This window comes from Xanthomonas sp. DAR 80977 (genome assembly GCF_041240605.1).
Classification (GTDB): Bacteria; Pseudomonadota; Gammaproteobacteria; order Xanthomonadales; family Xanthomonadaceae; genus Xanthomonas_A; species Xanthomonas_A bundabergensis.
Map to the genome: position 1 here is coordinate 4,016,041 of NZ_CP162487.1, position 23,296 is coordinate 4,039,336.

At 69.9% G+C, this 23,296-nt stretch carries 24 protein-coding genes and 1 tRNA gene; 10 read left to right on the top strand and 15 right to left on the bottom strand.

The annotated features are described in order from the left end of the window. The first annotated feature begins 89 nt into the window (after positions 1–89). The gene (locus tag AB3X10_RS16850) at positions 90–614 is read left to right on the top strand and encodes a hypothetical protein (protein WP_369976515.1); all 525 of its coding nucleotides are present in this window, start codon (positions 90–92) and stop codon (positions 612–614) included. 57 nt (positions 615–671) lie between these two features. On the opposite strand, the gene prpF is transcribed toward AB3X10_RS16850, so the two are convergent. The 6 genes from prpF to prpB all read right to left on the bottom strand — a co-directional run bounded on the left by prpF (position 672) and on the right by prpB (position 7,937). Beyond that, the gene (prpF, locus tag AB3X10_RS16855) at positions 672–1,862 is read right to left on the bottom strand and encodes a 2-methylaconitate cis-trans isomerase PrpF (RefSeq protein WP_369976516.1); all 1,191 of its coding nucleotides are present in this window, start codon (positions 1,860–1,862) and stop codon (positions 672–674) included. A gap of 35 nt (positions 1,863–1,897) precedes the next feature. Next, a complete protein-coding gene (locus AB3X10_RS16860; RefSeq protein WP_369976517.1) occupies positions 1,898–2,359 on the bottom strand; it encodes an SRPBCC family protein in 462 nt (153 codons plus the stop codon). A 65-nt stretch (positions 2,360–2,424) separates the two neighbouring features. Beyond that, on the bottom strand, positions 2,425–5,040 hold the full coding sequence (acnD, locus tag AB3X10_RS16865; RefSeq protein WP_369976518.1) for a Fe/S-dependent 2-methylisocitrate dehydratase AcnD: 2,616 nt from the start codon (positions 5,038–5,040) through the stop codon (positions 2,425–2,427). Positions 5,041–5,208: 168 nt separating this feature from the next. Continuing rightward, entirely contained in the window at positions 5,209–6,375 is a 1,167-nt protein-coding gene (gene prpC / locus AB3X10_RS16870; protein ID WP_369976520.1) for a bifunctional 2-methylcitrate synthase/citrate synthase, read from the bottom strand. Between the two features lie 43 nt (positions 6,376–6,418). Next, a complete protein-coding gene (locus AB3X10_RS16875) occupies positions 6,419–7,018 on the bottom strand; it encodes a DUF1003 domain-containing protein (protein ID WP_369976521.1) in 600 nt (199 codons plus the stop codon). Between the two features lie 31 nt (positions 7,019–7,049). After that, a complete protein-coding gene (gene prpB / locus AB3X10_RS16880) occupies positions 7,050–7,937 on the bottom strand; it encodes a methylisocitrate lyase (RefSeq protein ID WP_369976523.1) in 888 nt (295 codons plus the stop codon). 119 nt (positions 7,938–8,056) lie between these two features. Between prpB and AB3X10_RS16885 the strand changes: the two genes are divergently transcribed. From AB3X10_RS16885 to AB3X10_RS16905, 5 genes are all read left to right on the top strand, one after another. Beyond that, complete coding sequence (locus tag AB3X10_RS16885) at positions 8,057–9,292, top strand: citrate/2-methylcitrate synthase (RefSeq protein ID WP_369976525.1); 1,236 nt, start codon at positions 8,057–8,059, stop codon at positions 9,290–9,292. Between the two features lie 178 nt (positions 9,293–9,470). Next, the gene (gene lexA / locus AB3X10_RS16890; RefSeq protein WP_369976527.1) at positions 9,471–10,079 is read left to right on the top strand and encodes a transcriptional repressor LexA; all 609 of its coding nucleotides are present in this window, start codon (positions 9,471–9,473) and stop codon (positions 10,077–10,079) included. Continuing rightward, a complete protein-coding gene (gene imuA / locus AB3X10_RS16895) occupies positions 10,079–10,705 on the top strand; it encodes a translesion DNA synthesis-associated protein ImuA (RefSeq protein ID WP_369976528.1) in 627 nt (208 codons plus the stop codon). Before lexA ends, imuA begins: the two co-directional genes overlap by 1 nt. A 10-nt stretch (positions 10,706–10,715) precedes the next feature. Further along, the gene (locus tag AB3X10_RS16900; RefSeq protein ID WP_369976529.1) at positions 10,716–12,164 is read left to right on the top strand and encodes a Y-family DNA polymerase; all 1,449 of its coding nucleotides are present in this window, start codon (positions 10,716–10,718) and stop codon (positions 12,162–12,164) included. Beyond that, the gene (locus AB3X10_RS16905; protein ID WP_369976531.1) at positions 12,161–15,349 is read left to right on the top strand and encodes an error-prone DNA polymerase; all 3,189 of its coding nucleotides are present in this window, start codon (positions 12,161–12,163) and stop codon (positions 15,347–15,349) included. The genes AB3X10_RS16900 and AB3X10_RS16905 overlap by 4 nt, the downstream gene beginning before the upstream one ends. Before the next feature lie 45 nt (positions 15,350–15,394). Here AB3X10_RS16905 and AB3X10_RS16910 read toward each other — a convergent pair whose 3' ends face one another. After that, the gene (locus tag AB3X10_RS16910; protein ID WP_369976533.1) at positions 15,395–15,691 is read right to left on the bottom strand and encodes a hypothetical protein; all 297 of its coding nucleotides are present in this window, start codon (positions 15,689–15,691) and stop codon (positions 15,395–15,397) included. A gap of 407 nt (positions 15,692–16,098) precedes the next feature. Here AB3X10_RS16910 and AB3X10_RS16915 point away from each other — a divergent pair, with 407 nt between their 5' ends. After that, the gene (locus AB3X10_RS16915; protein ID WP_369976534.1) at positions 16,099–16,296 is read left to right on the top strand and encodes a hypothetical protein; all 198 of its coding nucleotides are present in this window, start codon (positions 16,099–16,101) and stop codon (positions 16,294–16,296) included. A gap of 48 nt (positions 16,297–16,344) precedes the next feature. Here AB3X10_RS16915 and AB3X10_RS16920 read toward each other — a convergent pair whose 3' ends face one another. Further along, positions 16,345–16,794 carry a nuclear transport factor 2 family protein gene (locus AB3X10_RS16920; RefSeq protein WP_369976536.1) on the bottom strand — a complete coding sequence of 150 codons (450 nt, stop codon included), beginning with the start codon at positions 16,792–16,794 and terminating at the stop codon, positions 16,345–16,347. A gap of 124 nt (positions 16,795–16,918) precedes the next feature. Between AB3X10_RS16920 and AB3X10_RS16925 the strand changes: the two genes are divergently transcribed. Next, positions 16,919–17,641, top strand: coding sequence for an ArsR/SmtB family transcription factor (locus tag AB3X10_RS16925; protein ID WP_369976538.1), 723 nt, complete (start codon positions 16,919–16,921; stop codon positions 17,639–17,641). A gap of 123 nt (positions 17,642–17,764) precedes the next feature. On the opposite strand, the gene AB3X10_RS16930 is transcribed toward AB3X10_RS16925, so the two are convergent. Then, positions 17,765–18,535, bottom strand: a complete 771-nt coding sequence (locus tag AB3X10_RS16930; RefSeq protein ID WP_369976539.1) for a DNA-formamidopyrimidine glycosylase family protein — start codon at positions 18,533–18,535, stop codon at positions 17,765–17,767. 154 nt (positions 18,536–18,689) lie between these two features. On the opposite strand from AB3X10_RS16930, the gene AB3X10_RS16935 reads away from it, so the two are divergent. Together AB3X10_RS16935 and AB3X10_RS16940 are read left to right on the top strand one after the other, a co-directional pair. Then, positions 18,690–18,941, top strand: a complete 252-nt coding sequence (locus AB3X10_RS16935) for a type II toxin-antitoxin system Phd/YefM family antitoxin (RefSeq protein ID WP_369976541.1) — start codon at positions 18,690–18,692, stop codon at positions 18,939–18,941. Next, the gene (locus AB3X10_RS16940) at positions 18,938–19,195 is read left to right on the top strand and encodes a Txe/YoeB family addiction module toxin (RefSeq protein WP_369976543.1); all 258 of its coding nucleotides are present in this window, start codon (positions 18,938–18,940) and stop codon (positions 19,193–19,195) included. Before AB3X10_RS16935 ends, AB3X10_RS16940 begins: the two co-directional genes overlap by 4 nt. Before the next feature lie 84 nt (positions 19,196–19,279). Here the strand turns inward: AB3X10_RS16940 and AB3X10_RS16945 are convergent, their stop codons facing one another. From AB3X10_RS16945 to mltG, 6 genes are all read right to left on the bottom strand, one after another. Continuing rightward, entirely contained in the window at positions 19,280–19,981 is a 702-nt protein-coding gene (locus AB3X10_RS16945; RefSeq protein WP_369976545.1) for a hypothetical protein, read from the bottom strand. A 63-nt stretch (positions 19,982–20,044) separates the two neighbouring features. Then, positions 20,045–20,119: transfer RNA gene (locus tag AB3X10_RS16950), tRNA-Val, on the bottom strand. 76 nt (positions 20,120–20,195) lie between these two features. Then, entirely contained in the window at positions 20,196–20,549 is a 354-nt protein-coding gene (locus AB3X10_RS16955; protein ID WP_145701511.1) for a PilZ domain-containing protein, read from the bottom strand. Further along, a complete protein-coding gene (locus AB3X10_RS16960) occupies positions 20,546–21,523 on the bottom strand; it encodes a DNA polymerase III subunit delta' (RefSeq protein WP_369976546.1) in 978 nt (325 codons plus the stop codon). Before AB3X10_RS16960 ends, AB3X10_RS16955 begins: the two co-directional genes overlap by 4 nt. Further along, positions 21,520–22,188 (bottom strand): dTMP kinase, encoded by a 669-nt coding sequence (gene tmk / locus AB3X10_RS16965; protein WP_369976548.1) that lies wholly within the window; start codon positions 22,186–22,188, stop codon positions 21,520–21,522. Before tmk ends, AB3X10_RS16960 begins: the two co-directional genes overlap by 4 nt. After that, complete coding sequence (gene mltG, locus AB3X10_RS16970) at positions 22,185–23,246, bottom strand: endolytic transglycosylase MltG (RefSeq protein ID WP_369976550.1); 1,062 nt, start codon at positions 23,244–23,246, stop codon at positions 22,185–22,187. Before mltG ends, tmk begins: the two co-directional genes overlap by 4 nt. Positions 23,247–23,296 lie beyond the last annotated feature (50 nt).

Below are 23,296 nucleotides of genomic sequence, written 5' to 3' on the forward strand. Positions count from 1 at the left end.
GCGCGCACGCCGGGGGCCGCTGCGTTCACAGACCTGCGGCCGGTGCGTCTTGAGAGGGCGCCATCCGCGCCGCCATCGGAAGCAACCTCATGTCACCACGTCGTTTTTTGTTCGCCGCCGCCCTGTGCGCGGCGCTGCCGGTCCTGTCCGCCCGTGCCGGGACCTGCACCAGCAACGTCAATGTCGTCGCGAGTAGCCTCTCGGACATCGACAACCGCGACGCCGGCGGCAAGGGCGGGCATGTGGGCCTGCACATGCAGGACGCCACCACCCCGCTCCCGCCCAGCGGCGCCGACAGCCAGAAGGGAAAATCGGCGTTCGCGGACTGGAACGCCTTCAAGGGCGCCTTCACCAAGTGGGCCGCCGCCGGCGGGACCCACGCCAACTGCGGCACCAGCGGCGGCGCGAAGGACATCGCCGATGCGGCCAGCGTCGGCATCACCCAGGGCTGGACATGCACCGCGGCGGCGGCCAACGGCGTGTGCACGGCCTGGCAGGCGTTCGTTCCGGTCAAGGTCTGCTTCTGGTACGCCAATTCCCCCGGCAAGACAGGCACCGCCGGCAAGTGGCTGATCAGCACCGCCTACCCGTCCCTCAACGCGGACTGCACCTGAGCCGCGTCCTGCCGCCGCGGACATCGCCTCGCCGAGGCGGCGGCAAGGCCGGGCGGCTCAAGCAGCAGTGCCCGGCACCCGCACCCAGCCCTCCATCAGCACCCGCGCGCTGCGGCTCATCAGCGCCTTGGTGACGGTCCACTGGCCGTCCACCTGGCGCGCCTCGGCGCCGACCCGCAGGCTGCCCGAGGGGTGGCCGAAGCGCACCGCGCTGCGTGTGCCGCCGCCGGCGGCGCGGTTGACCAGCGTGCCGGGGATCGCCGCGGCGGTGCCGATCGCCACCGCCGCGGTGCCCATCATCGCGTGGTGCAGCTTGCCCATCGACATCGCCCGCACCAGCAGGTCGATGTCGGCGGCGGCGACCGGCTTGCCGCTGGAGGCCAGGTAGTCGGCCGGCGGCGCGACGAAGGCGACCTTGGGCGTGTGCTGGCGCGTGGCCGCCTGGTCCAGCGTGGCGATCAGGCCCATGCGCAGCGCGCCGTAGGCGCGGATCGTCTCGAACCGGGCCAGCGCCTGCGCATCGCCGTTGATCGCGTCCTGCAGCTCGGTGCCGCGGTAGCCCAGCGCCTGCGCGTCGAGGAAGATGGTCGGGATGCCGGCGTTGATCAGTGTCGCCTCGAACGTCCCCACGCCCGGCACCTCCAGCGTATCGACCAGGTTGCCGGTGGGAAACATCGCCCCGTCGGCGCCGTCCTCGTCCGCGGCCGGATCGAGGAATTCGAGCTGGATCTCGGCCGCCGGGAAGGTCACCCCGTCCAGTTCGAAGTCGCCGCTCTCCTGCACCGCACCGCCCGCCATCGGCACGTGCGCCAGGATGGTCTTGCCGATGTTGGCCTGCCAGATCCGCACCGTGGCCGTGCCGTCGTGCGGAACGCGCGCGGCATCGACCAGGCCGGCGGCGATCGCGAACGGACCGACCGCCGCCGACAGGTTGCCGCAGTTGCCGCTCCAGTCCACGAACGGGCGCTCGATCGCCACCTGCCCGAACAGGTAGTCCACGTCGTGGTCCGCGCGCGCGCTCGGCGCCACGATCACCGTCTTGCTGGTGCTGGACGTGGCCCCGCCCATGCCGTCGATCTGCTTGGCGTAGGGATCGGGACTGCCGATCACCCGCAGCAGCAGCGCATCGCGCGCCGCGCCGGGCGATTGCGCGGCAGCCGGCAGATCCTGCAGCCGGAAGAACACGCCCTTGGACGTGCCGCCGCGCATGTAGGTGGCGGGAATGCGGAGTTGGGGAACGTGGGACATGGGAGTTTCCGATCGACGCGAATGGAGGGAACGGCTCAGGGGGTGGCGGGGATTTCGGCTTCGACCAGCAGCGCCAGCAGGCTCAGCGACTCCTGCCAGCCGAGGTAGCAGAACTCCACCGGGATCTGCTCGGGAATGCCGTCTTGGACGATGTCCAGCTCGGTGCCGCAGGCCACCGTGCGCAGCTTGACCGTCACCATCATCTCGCCGGGCAGGTCCGGGTTGTCGAAGGTATCGGTGTGGCGGATCAGCGCGCCCGGCACCAACTCCAGATAGGTGCCGCCGAAGGACTCGCCGGTGCCGGTGCCGAGGTTGTGGAAGGAGATCCTGAAGCTGCCGCCCACGCGCGCCTCCAGGGCATGCACGGTGGCTGTGTGGCCGTGCGGCGGCAGCCATTTGGCCAGCGCCGCCGGTTCCAGGAACGCGCGGTAGATGCGCTCGGCCGGAGCGCGCAGGACGCGGTGCAGGCGGACGGTACCGGTATTGCCCTTGCTCATGATGGTGTCCTCATCGGTGAAGGCGCGCACAGGATGGCACGCGCCCGATGACACCGACGAACGGGTCAGGCGATTTTCGACATGTCCAGGAAATCCTGCGCGAAACGCTGCAGCACGCCACCGGCCTCGTAGATCGCCAGTTCCTCGGCGGTGTCCAGGCGACAGGTCACCGGTACCTCCACGCGCGCGCCGTCGTTGCGGGTGATGGCCAGGGTCAGCGTGGCGCCGGGCGTGCGCGCGCCGAGCACGTCGAAGGTCTCGCTGCCGTCGATGCCCAGGGTCTTGCGCGTGGTGCCGGGCAGGAACTCCAGCGGCAGCACGCCCATCCCGACCAGGTTGGTGCGGTGGATGCGTTCGAAGCCCTCGGCCACGATCGCCTCGACCCCGGCCAGGCGCACGCCCTTGGCCGCCCAGTCGCGCGAGGAGCCCTGCCCGTAGTCGGCGCCGGCCACGATCAGCAGCGGCTGCTTGCGCGCCATGTAGGTCTCGATCGCTTCCCACATGCGCAGCACCTGCCCTTCCGGCTCCAGCCGGGTCAGCGAACCGCGCTGGACCTGGCCATCGACCACGGCCATCTCGTTGAGCAGCTGCGGATTGGCGAAGGTGGCGCGCTGCGCGGTGAGGTGGTCGCCGCGGTGGGTGGCGTAGGAGTTGAAGTCCTCTTCCGGCACGCCCATCCGGGCCAGGTATTCGCCGGCCGCGCTATCGGCCAGGATCGCGTTGGACGGCGACAGGTGGTCGGTGGTGATGTTGTCGCCGAGCACCGCCAGCGCGCGCATGCCGCGCAGCGTGCGGGCGCCGGCCAAGGCGCCTTCCCAGTACGGCGGGCGGCGGATGTAGGTGCTGTGCGGGCGCCAGGCGTACAGCGGGCTGACCGGGGCGCCGTGCTCCACGCGCACGTTGAACATCGGGTTGTAGACGCGGCGGAACTGCTCCGGCTTCACCGCCGCCTTCACCACCGCGTCGATCTCGGCGTCGCTGGGCCAGATGTCCTTCAGGCGCACGGCATTGCCGGCGGCGTCCACGCCCAGCACGTCCTTCTCGATGTCGAAGCGCACGGTGCCGGCGATGGCGTAGGCGATCACCAGCGGCGGCGAGGCCAGGAAGGCCTGCTTGGCGTAGGGGTGGATGCGGCCGTCGAAGTTGCGGTTGCCCGACAGCACCGCGGTGGCATACAGGTCGCGGTCGATGATCTGCTGCTGGATCGCCGGGTCCAGCGCGCCGCTCATGCCGTTGCAGGTGGTGCAGGCGAAGGCGACGATGCCGAACCCCAGCGCTTCCAGCTCCGTCAGCAGGCCGGCTTCTTCCAGGTACAGCTGCACCGCCTTGGAGCCGGGCGCCAGCGAGGTCTTGACCCACCGCTTGCGTTGCAGCCCGCGCGCATTGGCGTTGCGCGCCAGCAGGCCGGCGGCGATGACGTTGCGCGGATTGGAGGTATTGGTGCAGCTGGTGATGGCGGCGATGATCACCGCGCCGTCGGGCATCAGGCCCTGCGCCTGCTCGGCCTTGCCGGCATCGAGCTTGGACGCATCGGCGATGCCGCGCTCGGCCAGCTCGGCGGTCGCCACCCGCCGGTGCGGATTGCTCGGGCCGGCCATGTTGCGCACCACCGTGGACAGGTCGAAGCGCAGCACGCGCTCGTACTGCGCGGTCGCCAGCGCATCGGCCCATAGCCCGGCGGTGCGGGCGTAGTGCTCCACCAGCGCGACCTGCGCGTCCTCGCGCCCGGTCAGGCGCAGGTAGTCGATGGTCTGCTGGTCGATGTAGAACATCGCCGCGGTGGCGCCGTATTCCGGGCACATGTTGGAAATGGTGGCGCGGTCGCCGATGGTCAGCGCGGCGGCGCCGCTGCCGAAGAATTCGAGATAGGCGCCGACCACCTTCTGCGCGCGCAGGAACTCGGTCAGCGCCAGCACCACGTCGGTGGCGGTGATGCCCGGCTGCGGCCGGCCGGTCAGCTCCACGCCGACGATGTCCGGCAGGCGCATCCACGAGGCGCGGCCGAGCATCACGTTCTCCGCTTCCAGCCCGCCGACGCCGATGGCGATCACGCCCAGCGCATCCACGTGCGGGGTGTGGCTGTCGGTGCCCACGCAGGTATCCGGGAAGGCCACGCCGTCCTGCACGTAGACCACCGGCGACATCTTCTCCAGGTTGATCTGGTGCATGATGCCGTTGCCCGGCGGGATCACGTCCACGTTCTGGAACGCCTGCTTGGTCCAGTCGATGAAGTGGAAACGGTCTTCGTTGCGGCGATCCTCGATGGCGCGGTTCTTCGCGAACGCCTGCGGATCGGCGCCGCCGCACTCCACCGCCAGCGAGTGATCGACGATCAGCTGCACCGGCACCACCGGATTGACCTTGGCCGGATCGCCGCCCATGTCGGCGATCGCATCGCGCAGCCCGGCCAGGTCCACCAGCGCGGTCTGGCCGAGGATGTCGTGGCACACCACGCGCGCCGGGAACCACGGGAAATCCAGGTCGCGGCGGCGTTCGATCAACTGGGTCAGCGAGGCGTCCAGCATGGCCGGATCGCAGCGCCGCACCAGGTTCTCGGCGAACACGCGCGAGCTGTACGGCAGCGTGGCATAGGCGCCGGGCCGGATCGCATCGACCGCGGCGCGCGCGTCGAAGTAATCCAGCGAAGTGCCTGGCAGGGAAGTGCGGTAGTGGCTGTTCATGGCTGGCTACGAAGTGGGGAAAAAAGCGAAGACGTCCCCTTCTCCCATCGGGGGAAGGTGCCGCGAAGGGGCGGATGAGGGTACGGGCGAAGCCTGGTGCAACCAAATGTCACGAGGCTGCGCCCGTACCCTCACCCCCGACCCCTCTCCCGACGGGAGAGGGGAGTGTCAGCTGCGGCGGTCGATCGGCACGAAGGCCTGGTCTTCCGGCCCGGTGTAGTTCGCGCTGGGGCGGATGATCTTGCCGTCGATGCGCTGCTCGATGATGTGCGCGCTCCAGCCGGCGGTGCGCGCGATCACGAACAGCGGGGTGAACATCGCCGTCGGCACGCCCATCATGTGGTAGCTGACCGCGCTGAACCAGTCCAGGTTCGGGAACATCTTCTTGATCTCCCACATCACCGCCTCCAGGCGCTCGGCGATGTCGTACATCTTGCGGCTGCCCTGCGCGTCGGACAGCTCGCGCGCCACGTCCTTGATCACCTGGTTGCGCGGATCGCTGACGGTGTACACCGGGTGGCCGAAGCCGATGATCACTTCCTTGCGCTCCACCCGCGCGCGGATGTCGGCTTCCGCCTCGTCGGGTCTGTCGTAGCGCTTCTGCACCTCGAACGCGACCTCGTTGGCGCCGCCGTGCTTGGGCCCGCGCAGCGCGCCGATGCCGCCGGCGATGGCGCTGTACATGTCGCTGCCGGTGCCGGCGATGACCCGGCAGGCGAAGGTGGAGGCGTTGAACTCGTGCTCGGCGTACAGGATCAGGCTGGTGTGCATCGCCTGCACCCACTCCTCGTGCGGCTTGAAGCCGTGCAGCAGGTGCAGGAAATGCCCGCCGATCGAGTCGTCGTCGGTCTCCACCTCGATGCGCCGGCCGTTGTGGCTGTAGTGGTACCAGTACAGCAGCATCGAGCCCAGCGACGCCATCAGCTTGTCGGCGATGTCGCGCGCGCCGGGATGGTTGTGGTCGTCCTTCTCCGGCTGCACGCAGCCCAGCACCGACACGCCGGTGCGCATCACGTCCATCGGATGCGCCGACGGCGGCAGCTGTTCCAGCGCCGCCTTGACCGCGGCCGGCACCCCGCGCAGCGAGCGCAGCTTGGCCTTGTAGCCGCGCAGCTCGCTGTTGCTGGGCAGCTTGCCGTGCACCAGCAGGTAGGCGATCTCCTCGAACTGGCTGCTGCGCGCCAGGTCCAGGATGTCGTAGCCGCGGTAATGCAGGTCGTTGCCGCTGCGGCCCACCGTGCACAGCGCGGTGTTGCCGGCGGCGGTACCGGACAGGGCCACCGACTTCTTCGGCTTGAAGGGCGTGGCGGCGGAGGGGGCGACGGTGTCGTTCATTGCAAGATCTCCCGGGTGTTCGCGGTCGTGTAGACGCAAGCGGTCAACGCGCGGGCGCGTCCGGCGACAGGCCGCCGGCGCGCTCGAGCAATTGCTGCAACATGGCGATCTGGCGGTTCTGCTGCTCGACCAGCGTCGCCCAGTCCTGCTCGCGCAGCTGGTTGAGCTTCTCGTGCACCTGCAGGATCTCCAGCTCGGATTTGATGTTCACTTCGTAGTCGTTCTGCGCGCGCAGGCGGTCCACCGCGGCCTGGCGGTTCTGGCTCATCATGATCACCGGCGCCTGGATCGCGGCCAGGCACGACAGGCACAGGTTGAGCAGGATGTAGGGATACGGATCGAAGGCATGCGCCAGCACCAGGCTGTTGAGCGCGATCCAAGCCAGCAGCACTAGGCCGAAGCCGATGATGAAGCTCCAGCTGCCGCCGATCTCGGCGACCCGGTCGGCGATGCGCTCGCCGAGCGTGCGGTCGTGATCGGCCTGCTTGACGATGTCGCGCGCCACATGGCGCTTGGCGATGAAGCGCTCCACCACCTGGCGCTCGGCGTCTGGCAGTTTCTCCAGTTCGGTCTGCAGCAACTGCCGCGCGGTCTGGCGGCGGTCGATGCGGCCGCGTGGCGGCGTAGCGGCGTGGGTGTTCATGGACGTGCTCGGGCAGGGGAACCGGCGTGGATCATGCGCCCTTGCCGGCGAACAGGGCGTCCAGGCGCTGCTCGAAGGCGTGGTAGCCGATGCGCTCGTACAGCTCCTCGCGCGTCTGCATCGTGTCCACCACGTTCTGCTGGTGGCCGTCGCGGCGGATCGCCGTGTACACCGCCTCGGCCGCCTTGTTGGCGGCGCGGAACGCCGACAGCGGGAACAGCTGGATCGCCACCCCGGCCTGGGCCAGTTCGTCGCGGGTGAACAGCGGGGTCTTGCCGAATTCGGTGATGTTGGCCAGCACCGGCACCTGCACCGCATCGACGAAGCGGCGGTAGGTGTCCAGGTCGTAGGCGGCCTCGGCGAAGATGCCGTCGGCGCCGGCGTCCACGCAGGCGATGGCGCGCGCGATCGCCGCATCCACGCCGTCCACCTGGATCGCGTCGGTGCGCGCGATCAGGAAGAAGTCGGCATCGGTCCTGGCATCGGCCGCCGCCTTGACCCGATCGACCATCTCGCCCTGGCTCACGATCTCCTTGCCGGGCCGGTGGCCGCAGCGCTTGGCCCCGACCTGATCCTCGATATGGCAGGCGGCCGCGCCGGCCTTGATCAGCGACTTGATGGTGCGCTCGATGTTGAACGCGCTCGGGCCGAAGCCGGTGTCGATGTCCACCAGCAGCGGCAGCTCGCACACGTCGGTGATGCGGCGCACGTCGATCAGCACGTCGTCCAGGGTGTTGATGCCCAGGTCCGGCAGGCCCAGCGAACCGGCGGCGACGCCGCCGCCGGACAGATAGATGGCCCGGTAGCCGGCGCGTTGCGCCAGCAGCGCGTGGTTGGCGTTGATCGCGCCGATCACCTGCAGCGGCGATTCGGCGGCCAGCGCGGCGCGGAAACGGGCACCGGCGGAAACGTGCGACATGGCGAACTCCTGAGCGAGGGCGGCGGCCCGCACGGCCGTTCCGCGATGGGCGCCAATCTGGCACCATCGTCGCGGCCGATCAATCTTGATTCAATGAATCAACCTGTCAGCGAATCCATATGCCATCCGCCGCCGACCGCAACCTGATCTCCGCCGCCGAGGCCTGCGCCCTGCTCGGCATCAGCAGCGCCACCCTCTACGCCTATGTGAGCCGTGGCCTGCTCAGTTCGCGCGCCGGCGCCGACCACCGCAGCCGCGCCTACCTGCGCGCGGAGGTGGAGCGGCTGGTCCAGCGCAAGCGCGTCGGCCGCGGTGCCGCGCGCGGCGCCGCGCAGAGCCTGGACCGCGGCCTGCCGGTGCTGGAGACGCGCATCTCGCTGATCCGGCCCGACGGCCCCTACTACCGCGGGCGCTCGGCGGTGGCCTTGGTGCGCGAGGGCGCCGGCCTGGAGGACATCGCGCGGCTGCTGTGGGACTGCCAGGACGAGGATCCGTTCGCCAGCGCGGCGGCGGCGCCCTGGTCGCCGCGCGTGGCCCCGCTGGCCGGCGACGCCGCGCTGCCGCCGCTGGAGCGCGCCATGGCCTGCATCCCGCTGCTGGCGCTGGAACTGCGCCAGTCGCTCAACGCCGCGCCGCACGTGCGCCGCGAGATCGCCGCCAGCCTGCTGCGGCAGAACGCCGCGCTGCTGGTCGGCACCCAGGCGGACACCCGGCCGGTGCATCGCCTGATCGCCGACCGCTGGCGCCCGGGCGATGCCGGCTTCGCCGAACTGGCGCGCGCCGCCCTGGTGCTGTGCGCCGACCACGAACTCAACGTCTCGGCGTTCGCCGCGCGCGTGGTCGCCTCCACCGGCGCGCCGCTGCACGCCACCGTCAGCGCCGGCCTGGCCGCGCTGTCCGGCCCGCGCCATGGCGGCGCCACCGCCCGCGCCCACGCCCTGCTGCGCGACGCCCAGGACGCGGCCAACCCGGCCGCCTTCATCGCCGAACGCTGGCAGCGCGGCGACGACCTGCCCGGCTTCCACCACGCGCTGTACCCGGACGGCGACCCGCGCGCGGCCGAGGTGCTGCGCCTGCTGCGCGAACGCTGCGGGCAGCATCCGCAAATGCGGCATGTGGAAACCTTGCTCGCCGCGGCGCGGGAGTGCAGCGGCCAGGCGCCCAACATCGACGCCATGCTCGCCGCGATCTGCCTGGTCCACGACCTGCCCGCCGCCCACGCCCTGGTGCTGTTCGCCGCCGCCCGGCTGTCCGGCTGGCTGGCGCATGCGCTGGAGCAGCAGGCGCTGGGCAAGTTGATCCGCCCGCGCGCGCGCTATGCCGGGGTCATGCCCGACGGTTCGGCGCCGGGCTGAGCGCGGCAGCCTGCGCGGCAGGCGCCGCATCGGAGCCGGGCGTCCATTGCGCATGCCCTGCTGTCGCCGCGGCGGCAAGCCGCAGCGCAGCGCGCCCCTTGCACGGCTGGAGAAAGGCCTGACCGGATTCAGTGAACCGCGTCGCCAAATTGTCTGCGACGGTGTACAAATGTACACCATGGACACCCTCTCCCCACAGCGCGCCGCCATCCTCGCCTACGTCCGCGACTGCGCCGAGCAGGCCGGACGGCCGCCGAGCCTGGCCGAGATCGCCGCGCGCTTCGGCTTCGCCTCGCGCAACGCGGCACGCAAGCACGTGCAGGCGCTCGTCGAGGCCGGGCTGCTGGAGCATGTGCCGCAGCAGGCGCGCAGCCTGCGACCGGCGCAGGCGACGGCGCGCAGCGAGCTGCTGCAACTGCCGGTGCTGGGCCGGGTCGCCGCCGGCACGCCGATCGGCGCCGACATCGGCCTGGACCAGCAGTTGCGGCTGGACCGCGCCGTGTTCGCGCTGCGCCCGGACTACCTGCTGCGCGTACAGGGCGATTCGATGATCGACGACGGCATCCTCGACGGCGACCTGGTCGGCGTGCGCCGCAGCGCCGATGCGCGCAACGGCCAGATCGTGGTGGCGCGGCTGGACGGCGAACTCACCATCAAGCGCTATCGCCACGATGGCGAACGCATCCAGCTGCTGCCGCGCAATCCGGCCTATGCGCCGATCGTGGTGCAGCCGGGGCAGGACTTCGCCATCGAAGGGCAGTACTGCGGCCTGATCCGGCAAGGCTGATGGGCGCCGTCGTCGCCCTCGACCGCCTGCTCGCCGAACGCCGGGTCTGGCGCGGCCAGCCGACCGCGCTGCCGCCCAGCGCGCAGCCCACCGGCCATGCCGCGCTCGATGCCGCGTTGCCGGCGCGCGGCTGGCCGGAGATGGCGCTGACCGAACTGCTGCACGCCGCCGACGGCATCGGCGAACTGCAGCTGCTGTGGCCGACGCTGGCGCGGCTGTCGCAGGGCGGCGGCCGCATCGTGCTGGTCGATCCGCCCTACCTGCCCTACCCCGGCGCCTGGGAACAGGCCGGGGTGGCGCTGCCGCAGCTGCAGATCGTGCGCGCCGGCGCGGACGCCGCATGGGCCGCCGAGCAATGCCTGCGTTCGGGCAGTTGCGCGGCGGTGCTGTGCTGGCCGGCGCAGGCCAACGACAAGACCCTGCGCCGGCTGCAGGTGGCGGCCGAGACCGGGCGCGCGCTGGGCTTCGCCTACCGGCCGTTGAAGGCCGCGGCCAATCCGTCGCCGGCCGCGCTGCGCATCGCCATCGATGCCGCCCCGGCGCAGCTGCGCGTGCTCAAGTGCCGCGGCGGCATGCCGCCGGCACGGCCGATCGCGCTGTCCGCGTCGTCGTCGGCAACGGCTTGAGCGCGCACGCATGCGCTGGGCCTGCATCCTGCTGCCGCAACTGGCGCTCGACACGGTGCTGCGGCGCTGGCCGACCCCGGACGAACCGCTGGCCCTGCTCGCCGGCCCGCCGCAGCGGCGCACGCTGAAAGCGGTCAACGCCGCCGCACGCGCACGCGGCCTGCAACCCGGGCAATCGCTGGCCACGGCGCAGGCGCTGTGCGACCGCTTCGCCACCGCCCTGCACGATGCCGAGGAGAGTCGCCGCTGCCAGCAGTTCCTGGCGGCGTGGGCGTACCGCTTCAGCTCGCTGGTCAGCACCGACTATCCCGGCGCGCTGCTGCTGGAGATCGAGGCCAGCCTGGGCCTGTTCGGGCCATGGCCGCGCTTCGAGGCGCGCCTGCGCGAGGAGCTGACCGCGCTGGGCTTCCGCCACCGCATCGTGGTCGCGCCGCATCCGCTGGCCGCGCGGGTGCTGGCCAATGCGCACGACGGCATCGCCCTGCTCGACAACGCCGCGCTGCACCGCGCGCTGGGCCAGTTGCCGATTGCCCGCGCCGGGTTGCAACCGGGCCTGGCCGAGGGCTTCGCGCGGATGGGCCTGCGCACCCTGCAGCAGCTGTTCGCGCTGCCGCGCACGGCGCTGGCGCGACGCTATCCGCCGGCGCTGCTGCAGCACCTGGACGCCTTGCGCGGGCAGGCGCCGCTGCCGCTGCAGTACTACCTGCCGCCGGACCGCTTCGATGCGCGGCTGGAGCTGGGCTACGCGGTGGAATCCAGCCAGGCGCTGCTGTTCCCGCTGCGCCGCCTGACCGCCGACCTGGCCGCGTTCCTGGCCGGGCGCGACGGCGGCGTGCAGCGCTTCCAGCTGCACCTGGAGCACGAAGGCCTGGCCGACAGCGTGGTGCCGGTCGGCCTGCTCGCCGCCGAACGCGAGGCGGCGATGCTGTTCGAACTGGCGCGCGGCCGCCTGCAGCACGCCAGCGTGCCGGCGCCGGTGCAGGCCATGCGCCTGCGCGCCGACGAACTGCCGCCGTTCGTGCCCGCCGCGCGCGAACTGTTCGACGACCGCGCGCAGCAGGCGCTGCCCTGGGAACAGTTGCGCGAACGCCTGCGCGCACGCCTCGGCGACGATGCCGTGCACGGCCTGCGCGCGCATGCCGACCATCGCCCCGAGCAGGCCTGGCGCGCCGAATCGGGCAAGCCGGCGCAGGCCGGCAAGGCCCACAAACCAAGTGCTGGCGCCAGCGCCGCCACCGCGCTGCCGCGCCCCGGCTGGCTGCTGACCCCGCCGATCCCGCTGCGCGAACGCGATCCCGAACGCCTGGCCGGCCCGGAACGCATCGAAAGCGGCTGGTGGGACGATGGCGACATCCGCCGCGACTACTACATCGTGCGCACCCGCCAGGGCCAGCACGCCTGGGTGTTCGCGCCCGCCGACGCGCCGGACGCGCTGATGCTGCACGGCTGGTTCGCATGAGCCACGGCCCACCGCGTCCACGCTTGCGCGCCGTGCCGGCGCCGGTCGCGCAGCCTGCACCGGCACACGCCGGCACGCCGGCAGCCACGCGCACGACGCCACCGGACTACGCCGAACTGCATTGCCTGTCGAACTTCAGTTTCCAGCGCGGCGCCTCGCATGCGCGCGAACTGTTCGAACGCGCCGCACGCCACGGCTACCGCGCACTGGCGATCACCGACGAGTGCACCCTGGCCGGCATCGTGCGCGCCTGGCAGGCGGCCCGCGACACCGGCCTGGCGCTGATCGTCGGCAGCGAGTTCCAGCTCGAACACGGCCCCAAGCTGGTGCTGCTGGCCGAAACCCTGCACGGCTACCAGCAGCTGTGCCGGCTGATCACCGTGGCCCGCCGCCGCGCCGACAAGGGCACGTACCGCGCGCTGCGCGAGGACGTCGACGGCGATCTGCAAGGCCTGCTGTGCCTGTGGCTGCCGCGCGGCGACGACGAGGATGCGGCCGACGGCGCCTGGCTGCAGGCGCGGTTCCCGCAGCGCCTGTGGCTGGCGGTGGAGCTGCTGCGCGGCCCCGACGACCACGCCCTGCTGCACGCACGCCTGCAGCTGGCGCAGCGCCTGCACCTGCCCGCGGTGGCCAGCGGCGACGTGCACATGCACGCGCGCGGACGCCGCGCGCTGCAGGACACGCTGACCGCGATCCGCCAGCGCCTGCCGCTGAGCGAAGCCGGCGCGCACCTGTTCGGCAACGGCGAGCGCCACCTGCGCCCGCGCGCGACCCTGGCCACGCTGTATCCGCCTGCGCTGCTGGCCGAATCGGTGCGCATCGCGCAACGCTGCACGTTCGACCTGGGCCAATTGCGCTACCAGTATCCGCACGAACTGGTGCCGCCCGGGCAGACCCCGACGCAATGGCTGCGCACGCTCACCGAACGCGGCGCCGCCACGCGCTGGCCGCACGGCGTGCCGGAAAAGGCGCGACGCCTGATCGAGCACGAACTGGGCGTGATCCAGCGCCTGGGCTACGAGTCGTACTTCCTCACCGTCTACGACCTGGTGCGCTTCGCCAGGTCGCGCGACATCCTGTGCCAAGGGCGCGGCTCGGCGGCGAACTCGGCCGTCTGCTACGCGCTGGGCGTCACCGCGATCGACCCGGACCGCATCGGCATGCTGTTCGAGCGCTTCATTTCCGAAGAACGCAAGGAACGGCCCGACATCGACATCGATTTCGAGCACGACCGCCGCGAGGAAGTGATCCAGTACATCTTCGGCCACTACGGCCGCGAGCGCGCCGCGTTGACCACGGTGGCGATCCAGTACCACGGCCGCAGCGCGGTGCGCGACGTGGCGCGTGCGCTCGGCCTGCCCGGCGATAGCGTCGACGCGCTGGCGTCCACGCTCGGCCAGTGGGACGACGCCGTCCCGCCGCACGAACGCCTGCGCGAACGCGGCTTCGACCCGGACACCGCGCTGATGCGCCGGCTGCTGGCATTGACGGGCGAACTCATCGGCTTTCCGCGCCACCTGTCGCAGCACCCCGGCGGCTTCGTGATCTCCGAGCATCCGCTGCACACGCTGGTGCCGGTGGAGAACGCGGCGATGGCCGAGCGCACCGTGATCCAGTGGGACAAGGACGACCTGGAACTGGTCGGGCTGATGAAGGTCGACGTGCTCGCGCTGGGCATGCTCAGCGCGCTGCGGCGCACGCTGGATCTGCTGCGCACGCATCGCGGCCGCGACTTGAGCCTGGCGACCATTCCCGCCGAAGACCCGGACACCTACGCGATGATCCAGCGCGCCGACACCATCGGCGTGTTCCAGATCGAATCGCGCGCGCAGATGGCGATGCTGCCGCGGCTGAAGCCGCGCGAGTTCTACGACCTGGTGATCCAGGTCGCCATCGTGCGCCCCGGTCCGATCCAGGGCGGCATGGTGCATCCCTACCTGCGCCGCCGCAGCGGCGAGGAAGAGCCCGACGATCTGCCGCCGCAGCTCTTCAAGGTCTTCGAACGGACGCTTGGTGTCCCGCTGTTCCAGGAACAGGTGATGCAACTGGCGATGGTCGCCGCCGACTACAGCGCCGATAAGGCCGACCAACTGCGTCGCTCGATGGCCGCCTGGAAACGCCATGGAGGGTTGGAACCGCATCGCGAGGATCTGCTGAAGGGCATGCTCAAGAACGGCTACAGCGCCGAATTCGCCGCACGCATCTTCGAGCAGATCAAGGGCTTCGGCAGCTACGGCTTCCCCGAGAGCCACGCCGCCAGCTTCGCCCTGCTCACCTACGCCAGCTGCTGGCTCAAGCGCCACGAACCGGCGGCATTCACCTGCGCGCTGATCAACAGCTGGCCGATGGGCTTCTACAGCCCCGACCAGCTGCTGCAGGACGCGCGCCGCCACGGCCTGCAGGTGCGCCCGGTGGACGTGCGCTACAGCGACTGGGACTGCGGCCTGGAAACCTGCAGCGCCGATCCGAGCGTGCAGCCGGCGATCCGCCTGGGCCTGCGCATGGTCCGCGGCCTGGCCGAAGACGCCGCGTTGCGCCTGCAGCAGGCGCGCGCGCAGGCGCCGTTCCGCGACCTCGCCGACCTGTGCCAGCGCGCCGCGCTCGACGACAAGGCGCGCGACAGCCTGGCCGACGCCGGTGCGCTGAAACCGCTGGCCGGGCACCGCCACCGCGCACGCTGGGCGGTGGCCGGCGTCGAAGCGCAGCGGCCCTTGTTCGAAGCGCTCGACGCCACCCCGGAACAGCAGGTGGCGCTGCCGCTGCCCAGCCTCGGCGAGGATATCCGCGCCGACTACGCGACCATCGGCACCACCCTGGGCAAGCACCCGCTGACCTTGCTGCGCCGGCAACTGCGCGCGCGCCGCTATCGCCACTCCGGCGAACTACGTGCCCTGCCCCACGCCAGCGCGGTCGCCATCGCCGGCCTGGTGACGATGCGCCAACGCCCGCAGACCGCCAGCGGCATCACCTTCCTCACCCTCGAGGACGAACACGGCCTGGTCAACGTCGTGGTCTGGCGGCGCCTGGCCGATCGCCAGCGCCAGGCGCTGATCGAATCCAGGCTGCTGGCGGTGCGCGGCCGCGTGGAGACCGCCGACGGCGTGCGCCATCTGATCGCCGGCCACCTCGAAGACCTGACCCCGCTGCTGCTCGGACTGGACATTCGCAGCCGCGATTTCCATTGAGCCGGCAAGCGCAACCACGCCTGCCTTGCGCGGCGAACAGACAGGTCACGGCGATTGCGAAGGCGCCTCCACTGCCTTGCCGCATGCCTGCGTCACCCGTTGCACCGCCTCGGCTTCGTCCAGGCCTTCGCGGTAGATGGCGGCAGCCAGCTCGCGCCTGGCCTTGCTCGACCCGATCGCACCGTTGCTGGCGATATCCGACAGCGGCCCGCCCATCTGGCGATATCTGGCCACCAGCTTGGCCGTCGCCGCCATGCTCGCGCAATCCACCGGTGCCGCCTGCACCGGCGCACCCACCATCAGCAAACACGAAACGCCAAGCGCTGCGAGTGCATTTTTCATCACTGTTCCCAAGCGGAGACGAAGAACCGCCATCTCCATGCGGCCGCGCAGGATTGAAACGCCGCAACACAGCTGCACGGCAGCGCAGCGACCCGCACGGCATCGCCGCGCACACGCCAACAGCACCGGCAAACAGGCCACGACGGCATCAGGCCGCACGTAGCGTCATCCACCCCATGCGGACAACGCCGCTGCAAGATAGCCACGGCGAATGCCTGTGCCAGCCGTGTTGTGACGAAACCGCGCTGCGCCGGAGCGAGAAACCAAATCCGCGGAACCAAACGCGGCGGCAACACCGTCACTGGCTGCCGATTGCGCAGGCATGACCACAGCGCGCCGCCGATCGCCAGCCGCCTGGAAGACACTGCGTCGCTGCGAGGGCCGGATGCTCGCAACCAATCTGTCAGATGAGGAAGAAGCCTCCGACAACGCCGATCGCCAGGCTGCTATGGCAAGTCTCGCAGGACCCAGTGCCACCGACGCAATGCACGCTGCCGCGATCGCGCCTGGATGCCGTTCGCCAGGCCTGCCGCAACATCGCCCATGACGCGGGCGATGCCATGGGCGATCCGCTCGCCGCGCAGCAGAACGCTGATCGCGCGTGAGGCACTTGCCATGCCACGCGTCGAGAAACACCGCCGCTGCGCCACCGGCTACTGCTGTCGACCCAGCGCCGCCAGCAGCGTCTGCACGCCTTTCCAACCCCAGTACACCCGATGGCACGCGATCAGGCCGCGCGCATCGAGATCCATGACTTCCACCAGATCGACCTGATCGCCCTCCGGCGTTTGCCGCGGATATTCCCAGATCACTTGGCGGTGGGAAGCATGGCAACGGTCGGTGCGATACCAGCGGCCGAGGCCGTTTTCGGGCTGTGCGAAAGAGGCCGCGAAGAACGTCCTGATCGCCTCGCGTCCGTGCAGCCTCCCATCTTGCCGCCCTGCGGAGACCACATACGCCAATGGCGTTTCCAGCATCGCGTCTTGCGCATACAGCGCCATCAGCGCGTCCAGATTCCGTTCGACGACGCCGTGGTGCCATTGCTCGAAGATGCGGCGGGCATCGCCCTCCGCGCCGTTCGACCGCGCTTCGATTCCGCTCATGCAGGACACTCCGAATGTAGTGCGCTGCAGTCTAGGAACATGCGCAGGCCGTCGATTCGATGCGTGTCGAAGCGTTCCGGCAAGGCGCGCTCTATGATGGCCGTGCCCGCCAGGAGTGCACACGATGCCGGTCGAACAGCCCAAGCTTGCCGCGACCGCCTTCCTCATCGCCGATCCCGCCCGCGCCGCCATGTTGATGGCGCTGATCGACGGACGTGCCCTGCCTGCCGGCGAACTCGCCTTCGCCGGCGGCGTCACCCCGCAGACGGCGAGTTCGCACCTGTCGAAACTGCTGGACGGCGGCTTGCTGGCGGTCGAGGTCCAGGGCCGCCACCGCTACTACCGGCTGGCCGGTTCCCACGTCGCGTTCGCGCTCGAGAACCTGGCGACCCTCGCCGCGCCCGCCGCACCGCGATGCCGGAAAACAGGACGCCGGCAGCAATCGCTGACCTTGGCCAGATGCTGTTACGACCATCTGGCAGGGCGACTGGGCGTAACGGTGGCCGAAGCGCTGGAGCGGCGCGCGCTGATCGCCAGGCAAGGCGACAAGCAATACGCGGTGTCTGCCGAAGGAGCCGCATGGTTCGCGTGGATGGGGCTGGACGTTTCGCGCGTCGTCCCCACCAGGCTCGGCATCGCGCGGCAGTGCCTGGACTGGACCGAACGCAAGCACCACCTCGCCGGACCGCTCGGCGTCCAACTGCTCGCACTGCTTTGCGCCAAGCACTGGCTGCGCCGCAACGACGGTTCGCGCGCGATCCACGTCACCGACATCGGCTGGGCCGGCCTGCAGAGCGAACTGGGAATCCGCCGGCTTGCGGGGGACGCACTCGCGCTCGACTCCTGAGCAGCGACCCTTCCGCCGGCATGCAATGCGCCCCGCACGGGAATTCCAGCCTCGGATAGCGCAACCGCGGACAGTGCCGCAACGATCGCGTCGTGGACCAGACGTACCGGTCGCCAACGATGCCTATCGCGAAGCGGCGCCCGTGTCGGAAGCGTCCAACGCATAGCGGCGCTGGCAGTGCTCGCAGAAGAACGCGCGCCGCTGCGCCTTGCCGAGTTGCTTGCGATAGGTCAGCAGATGGCCGTCGCGCGGACAGGTGGTCTTGGTGTGCACCTGGTAGTGCTTCTTCAGCACGAAGGCCTTCTTCCAGTTGTAGAAATCGAAGCTGTACTCGCGCGCCTGCGCCACCAGCTCCGCCAACTTGCGCGGCGGCAACGCCCCCACCTCGCTCTCCGGATGCACGCGGATGCGATGCAAGACCTCGTTCTTGATGATGTTGCCGACCCCGGCGAACACGTCCTGGTCCAGCAACGCATCGGCGGCCAGCGTGCGCGGCCGCAGGCGCAACTTGCGCCGCGCCTGCGCCGCGTCCCAGTCCGGATTCATCACGTCCGCGCGCCAGTCGTAGGCCGCGTCCAGCGCGCCCTCGATGAACTTGACCGAACACGCGTAGAAGTTCAGCTCCTCGCCCTTGGCGAAGCCCAGGCTCAACCGTGGCGACGCCTCCTTGCGCGCATTGATCCGATAGCTGCCGAACAGCAGGAAATGGATGCGCACACTGAACCCGTCGAACTCGATCAGGAAGTGCTTGCCCCAACTGCGCAGCGACAGAATCTTGCGGTTGCGCATCCGTTCCAGGTCCAGCTTGCTATTGCCGGACACCCGCAATACCTTGCGCCCCGCGAACGCGGCCGCTTCTTCTTTCAGGATGACGATCGAGGGACCTTCGGGCATGCCTGCAGTATCTGGAATGGCCGTGAGCCGATCGTGAGCCGAGCGCTCCACCTATGGACATGGCGCTTACTTGGGGCCGTTTGGTGCCGCCTCAGAACTCAAATTGACACGCTCCAATCCACATGTACAATTATTTGTACAACTGGAGCCCTACATGGACACCATCACCTATAGCGCGGCACGTGCCGCCCTCGCAGACACCATGGAGCGCGTGGTCAACAACCACGAGCCGGTGATCATCACCCGCAGCCGTGAGCAATCGGTGGTCATGCTGTCGCTGGAGGACTACAAGGCGATGGAGGAAACCGCCTACCTGCTGCGGAGCCCGAAGAGCGCGCAGCGCCTGCTGGAATCCATCGCCCAGCTCGAGGCCGGTCGCGGCAAGGCACGGGAACTGGCCGAGTGATGCTGCAGTTCTCGGACAATGCCTGGGAGGACTACCTCTACTGGCAGCAGGCCGACAAGAAGATGCTCAAGCGCGTCAACGACCTGATCAAAGCCATTCAACGCGATCCCTTCCAGGGCATCGGCAAGCCAGAACCGCTGCGCCATGCCTTGGCCGGCTATTGGTCGCGGCGCATCAACGACGAACACCGCATCGTGTACAAGGTTGAGGCTGGCGTCCTGCTGATCGCGCAGGTGCGCTACCACTACGTATAGTCTCGCTGCTCCCGGCTTAACGCCCAGGCTATCGATACCGGCTTGCGGTGCTGCTTAGCGTCTGGCAGTAGCGACCCAGCGCAGTCAAGAGCCAGCAGGAACTGAGGAATCGGGTCTGAAGGGAGGGAGGCCCATCTTCGGTGCGTTGAGCATGCAGAGAGCCAACACGAGATAGTCGCCAAACCCGAAGTGATCGGACAATTCCGCCCTCTTGTTCTGCGACTTGTCGAACTCCAGGCCTCGAAAGGCCACACTCCCCTCTCTGGTGCAAACTTTTCCGCCATGCGCTGAACTATCGCGAACGAGTTTTGCCAGTCTGCCGGCGTCGCCGCCATGCTTCATGACCGCTCTCTCGTTGGTCTCGAAGAGATGGATGAATCCGATTCTAAGGATATAGGTCAACCAAGGGCGGAAGGCTCTTGCCCAAGCGTCATGCGCGCCCTTTTTCCCTCTATGGTCTATCGGTGCATAGACGATAGGCGGCAGCGTGTCTTGGAGCGCCAGGTCGATGACGTCGTCCATTTGGACGCGCCACGACACTCCGAATCCATGAGCGGAAAGCCCAAGATAGTCGTCGTCGAGGAACTCTTTGCCTTTCAGCGCACAGAGCGAGCGAGTCATCGCCTCTACCGACATCTGTACGAAGTGGATGTACTCGTAGGCTGGGTGGGTCGGGTAGACGGCGTAGACCTCCAGATGCGATGTGTCACCAATCGCGTCTAGGATCTCGGCTCGCTCGATGACGCGATCTAGGGTAGGAACGTCCAGGAACTGGTAGCCGTCCATGCACTTCTCCTGCACTCACGAAAAAGCCGGCACTAGGCCGGCTTTTTACAAATACGTAATTCGTGGTGGGCGGTGCAGGGTTCGAACCTGCGACCCTTGCCGTGTGAAGGCAATGCTCTACCGCTGAGCTAACCGCCCGTGTCGCGAGCCGCACATTATAGGGCCGCTGCGGCTGGCGTCAACGCCCCCGTCGGCAGCGCCTGCGCATGCCTGGCTACATGGTCTGGGTGGGCTTGTCGGCGTTGAGGGTGCCGGCCAGCTGGGTCTCGATCTTGTTGCGGATGGCCTCGCCCTCGCTGTTGTCCGGCAGCTGCACGCCGATGCCGGCGGTGCGGTTGCCCTGCGCGCCCATCGGGGTCACCCAGATCACCTTGCCGGCCACCGGCAGGCGTTCGCTGGAATCGGGCAGGGTCAGCAGCAGGAACACTTCGTCGCCCAGGAAATAGCGCTTGGGCGTGGGCACGAAGATGCCGCCGTTCTTCACGAACGGCATGTACGCGTTGTACAGCGCCGCCTTGTCCTTCACCGCCAGCGACAGGATGCCCTGACGTCCGCTCATCGCACTCATCGTTGTCCCCCTCTCCGGACCGGGCGATCGCCATCGCGCCAGGCCAACAGCAGTTCCGCGATGGCCAGGTCGCCACGGACGGTGGTGCGCAGCAGGTCGCGGGTGCGGTTGGCTGCGTCGAACCAGGTCGCCAGCTTGTGCAATCGCGCCGGGTCGGTCAAGCCGGCCTGCGAGGCCTGCGCCAGCGCCAGGTCGGCGGCGTGGCCCAGGCGCTGCTCGGCGAAGCCGTCGCCGCTCCAGCGCTGCGCCGCTTCGAGCGTGCCCAGCTTGCCCGCGGCGACCTGCTCCAGGTCCGCGGCCACCTGCCGGCGCAGCTTCAGGCCATCCTCGCGCAGCCACTGCGCGGCCAGCCCGGGATGGCCGCGCGCGGCGGCCAGCGCTTCGCGCGCGGTCTTCTCCGGGAAGTCCTGCGCCAGCAGCCAGGCGATCGCCTCGTCGGCCGGCGGCAGCTTGAACTCCAGGCGCTGGCAGCGGCTGCGGATGGTCGCCGGCAGCCGCGCCGGCTGTGCGCTGATCAGCCACAGGTAGCGGCCGGGCTGCGGCTCCTCCAAAGTCTTGAGCAGGGCGTTGCAGGCGGCGCGGTTGATCGCGTCGGCCGGGTCCACCACCACCACCTGGGCGATGCCGTACTGCGGGGTCAGCGACAGCTTCTGCGAGATCTCGCGCACCTGTTCGATGACGATCTCGGTGCGCAGCTTGTCGCCGGTGCGGTTGGGAATGAACGAGACCAGCTGCAGGTCGGGATGGGTGCCGGCGGCGATCAGCTGCGCGCTGCGCAGGTTCGCGGCCGGTTCGCCCTGGCCGAGCACGTGCGCGGCCAGCTTCAGCGCCACCGCCCGCTTGCCCAGGCCGTCCGGGCCGCAGATCAGCAGGCCGTGGCCGAGCCGGCCAGCGTCGAGCGCGGCCACGGTCTGCTCGTAGGCGCGCTGCTGCCAGGGCGCGAACGGCAGCGCCTCGGTCGAAGCGGCGCTCATGGCGTGCGCTCCTGCTGCACCCAGGCGGCCAGCGCGGCGGCCACGTCGCGGGCCACCGCCTGCGGCGGCTGGCTGGCGTCGATGGTGCGGAAGCGCTGCGGGTCCTGCGCGGCGCGCTGGCGGAAGCCGGCGCGCACGCGCTGGAAGAAATCGTCCTGCTCGCTCTCGATCCGGTCCGGCCACAGGTCACGGCCGCTGGTGCGGGCGCGGCCGATGCGCACGTCCAGGTCCAGCAGCAGGGTCAGGCCGGGCTGCAGGCCGACCGCGCGCCGCTCCAGGTCGGCGATCCAGGCGCGGTCCAGGCCGCGGCCCTCGCCCTGGTAGGCGTAGCTGGAATCGGTGAAGCGGTCGCTGACCACGTAGGCGCCGCGCTGCAGCGCCGGGCGGATCACCTCGCGCACGTGCTGGGCGCGCGCGGCGAACACCAGCAGCAGTTCGGTCTCCGCGGCCAGCGGCTCGGCCGGCTGCAGCGCCGGAGCGTTGTTGAGCAGCAGCTCGCGGATGCGTTCGGCCAGCGGGGTGCCGCCGGGTTCGCGGGTCAGCAGCACCTCGTGGCCCTGCGCCTGCAGCCAGTCGCGGATCGCGTTGATCGCGGTGGTCTTGCCGGCGCCCTCGCCGCCTTCCAGGCTGACGAAGCGATGATGGCGCAGCACGGCTTCGCTCATGGCGTCACCGCCGCGCCGTTGCGCGCCTGGCGCAGCCGCTGCAGGTAGCGCGCCACCGCCGCGCTGTGCTCGGCATAGCTGGCGGAGAACACGTGCGCGCCGCTGCCGTCGCCGACCGCGACGAAGTACAGGCTGTCGCCGGGCGCCGGGTTGGTCGCCGCGCGCAGCGCGTCGCGGCCGGGCATGGCGATCGGGGTCGGCGGCAGGCCGCTGCGGGTGTAGGTGTTGTACGGCGTATCGGTCTCCAGGTCGCGCTTGCGGATGTTGCCGTCGTAGGCGCTGCCGATGCCGTAGATCACGGTCGGATCGGTCTGCAGCTTCATGCCCTGCTGCAGGCGGCGCACGAACACGCCGGCGATCTGCGGGCGCTCGGCGGCCAGGCCGGTTTCCTTCTCCACGATCGAGGCCAGGGTCAGCGCCTGTTCCGGCGATTGCAGCGGCAGCTCGGCCGCGCGCGCGTCCCAGGCCTCGGCCAGCGCCTTGTCCATCGCCGCATGCGCGCGCCGCAGCACGTCCAGGTCGCTGTCCTCGCGCTGGTACAGATAGGTTTCCGGCAGGAAGCGGCCTTCCGGATGCTGCCCGGGCTGGCCGAACCTGGCCATCAGTTCGCTGTCGCTGAGCTCGGTGGCGACGTGGCGCAGCGGCGTGGCCGCGTTCAGCGCCGAACGCAGCTGGCGGATGTTCCAGCCCTCGACGATGGTGAAGCGGTAGTGGATCACCTGGCCCTTGCGCATGCGCAGCAGCAGCTCGCGCGGGCTCAGCGCCGGCTGCAGCGCGTATTCGCCGACCTTGAGCTTGCCGGCGGCGTCGAGCTGGCGCGCCAGCAGTTGCCATTGCAGGTTGCTGCCCTGCGCGACCCCGGCCGCGCGCAGCCTGCGCAGCACGCCGTTGAACGAATCGCCGCGCGCCACTTCCACGCTGGGCTGCGCCGCCTGCAGCGGCTGCTCGGCGAAGGCGCGATAGCCCTGCCACCACCACGCGCCGGCCGCCGCGGCCAGCAGCGCAAGCACCAGCAATGTCGCCAGCAGGGTCAGACACCCGCGTTTAGCCCAAGCCACGGCCACCTCGAAGCGAATTCAACGGGGTGCAGGATACCGCGCGGCCGGCA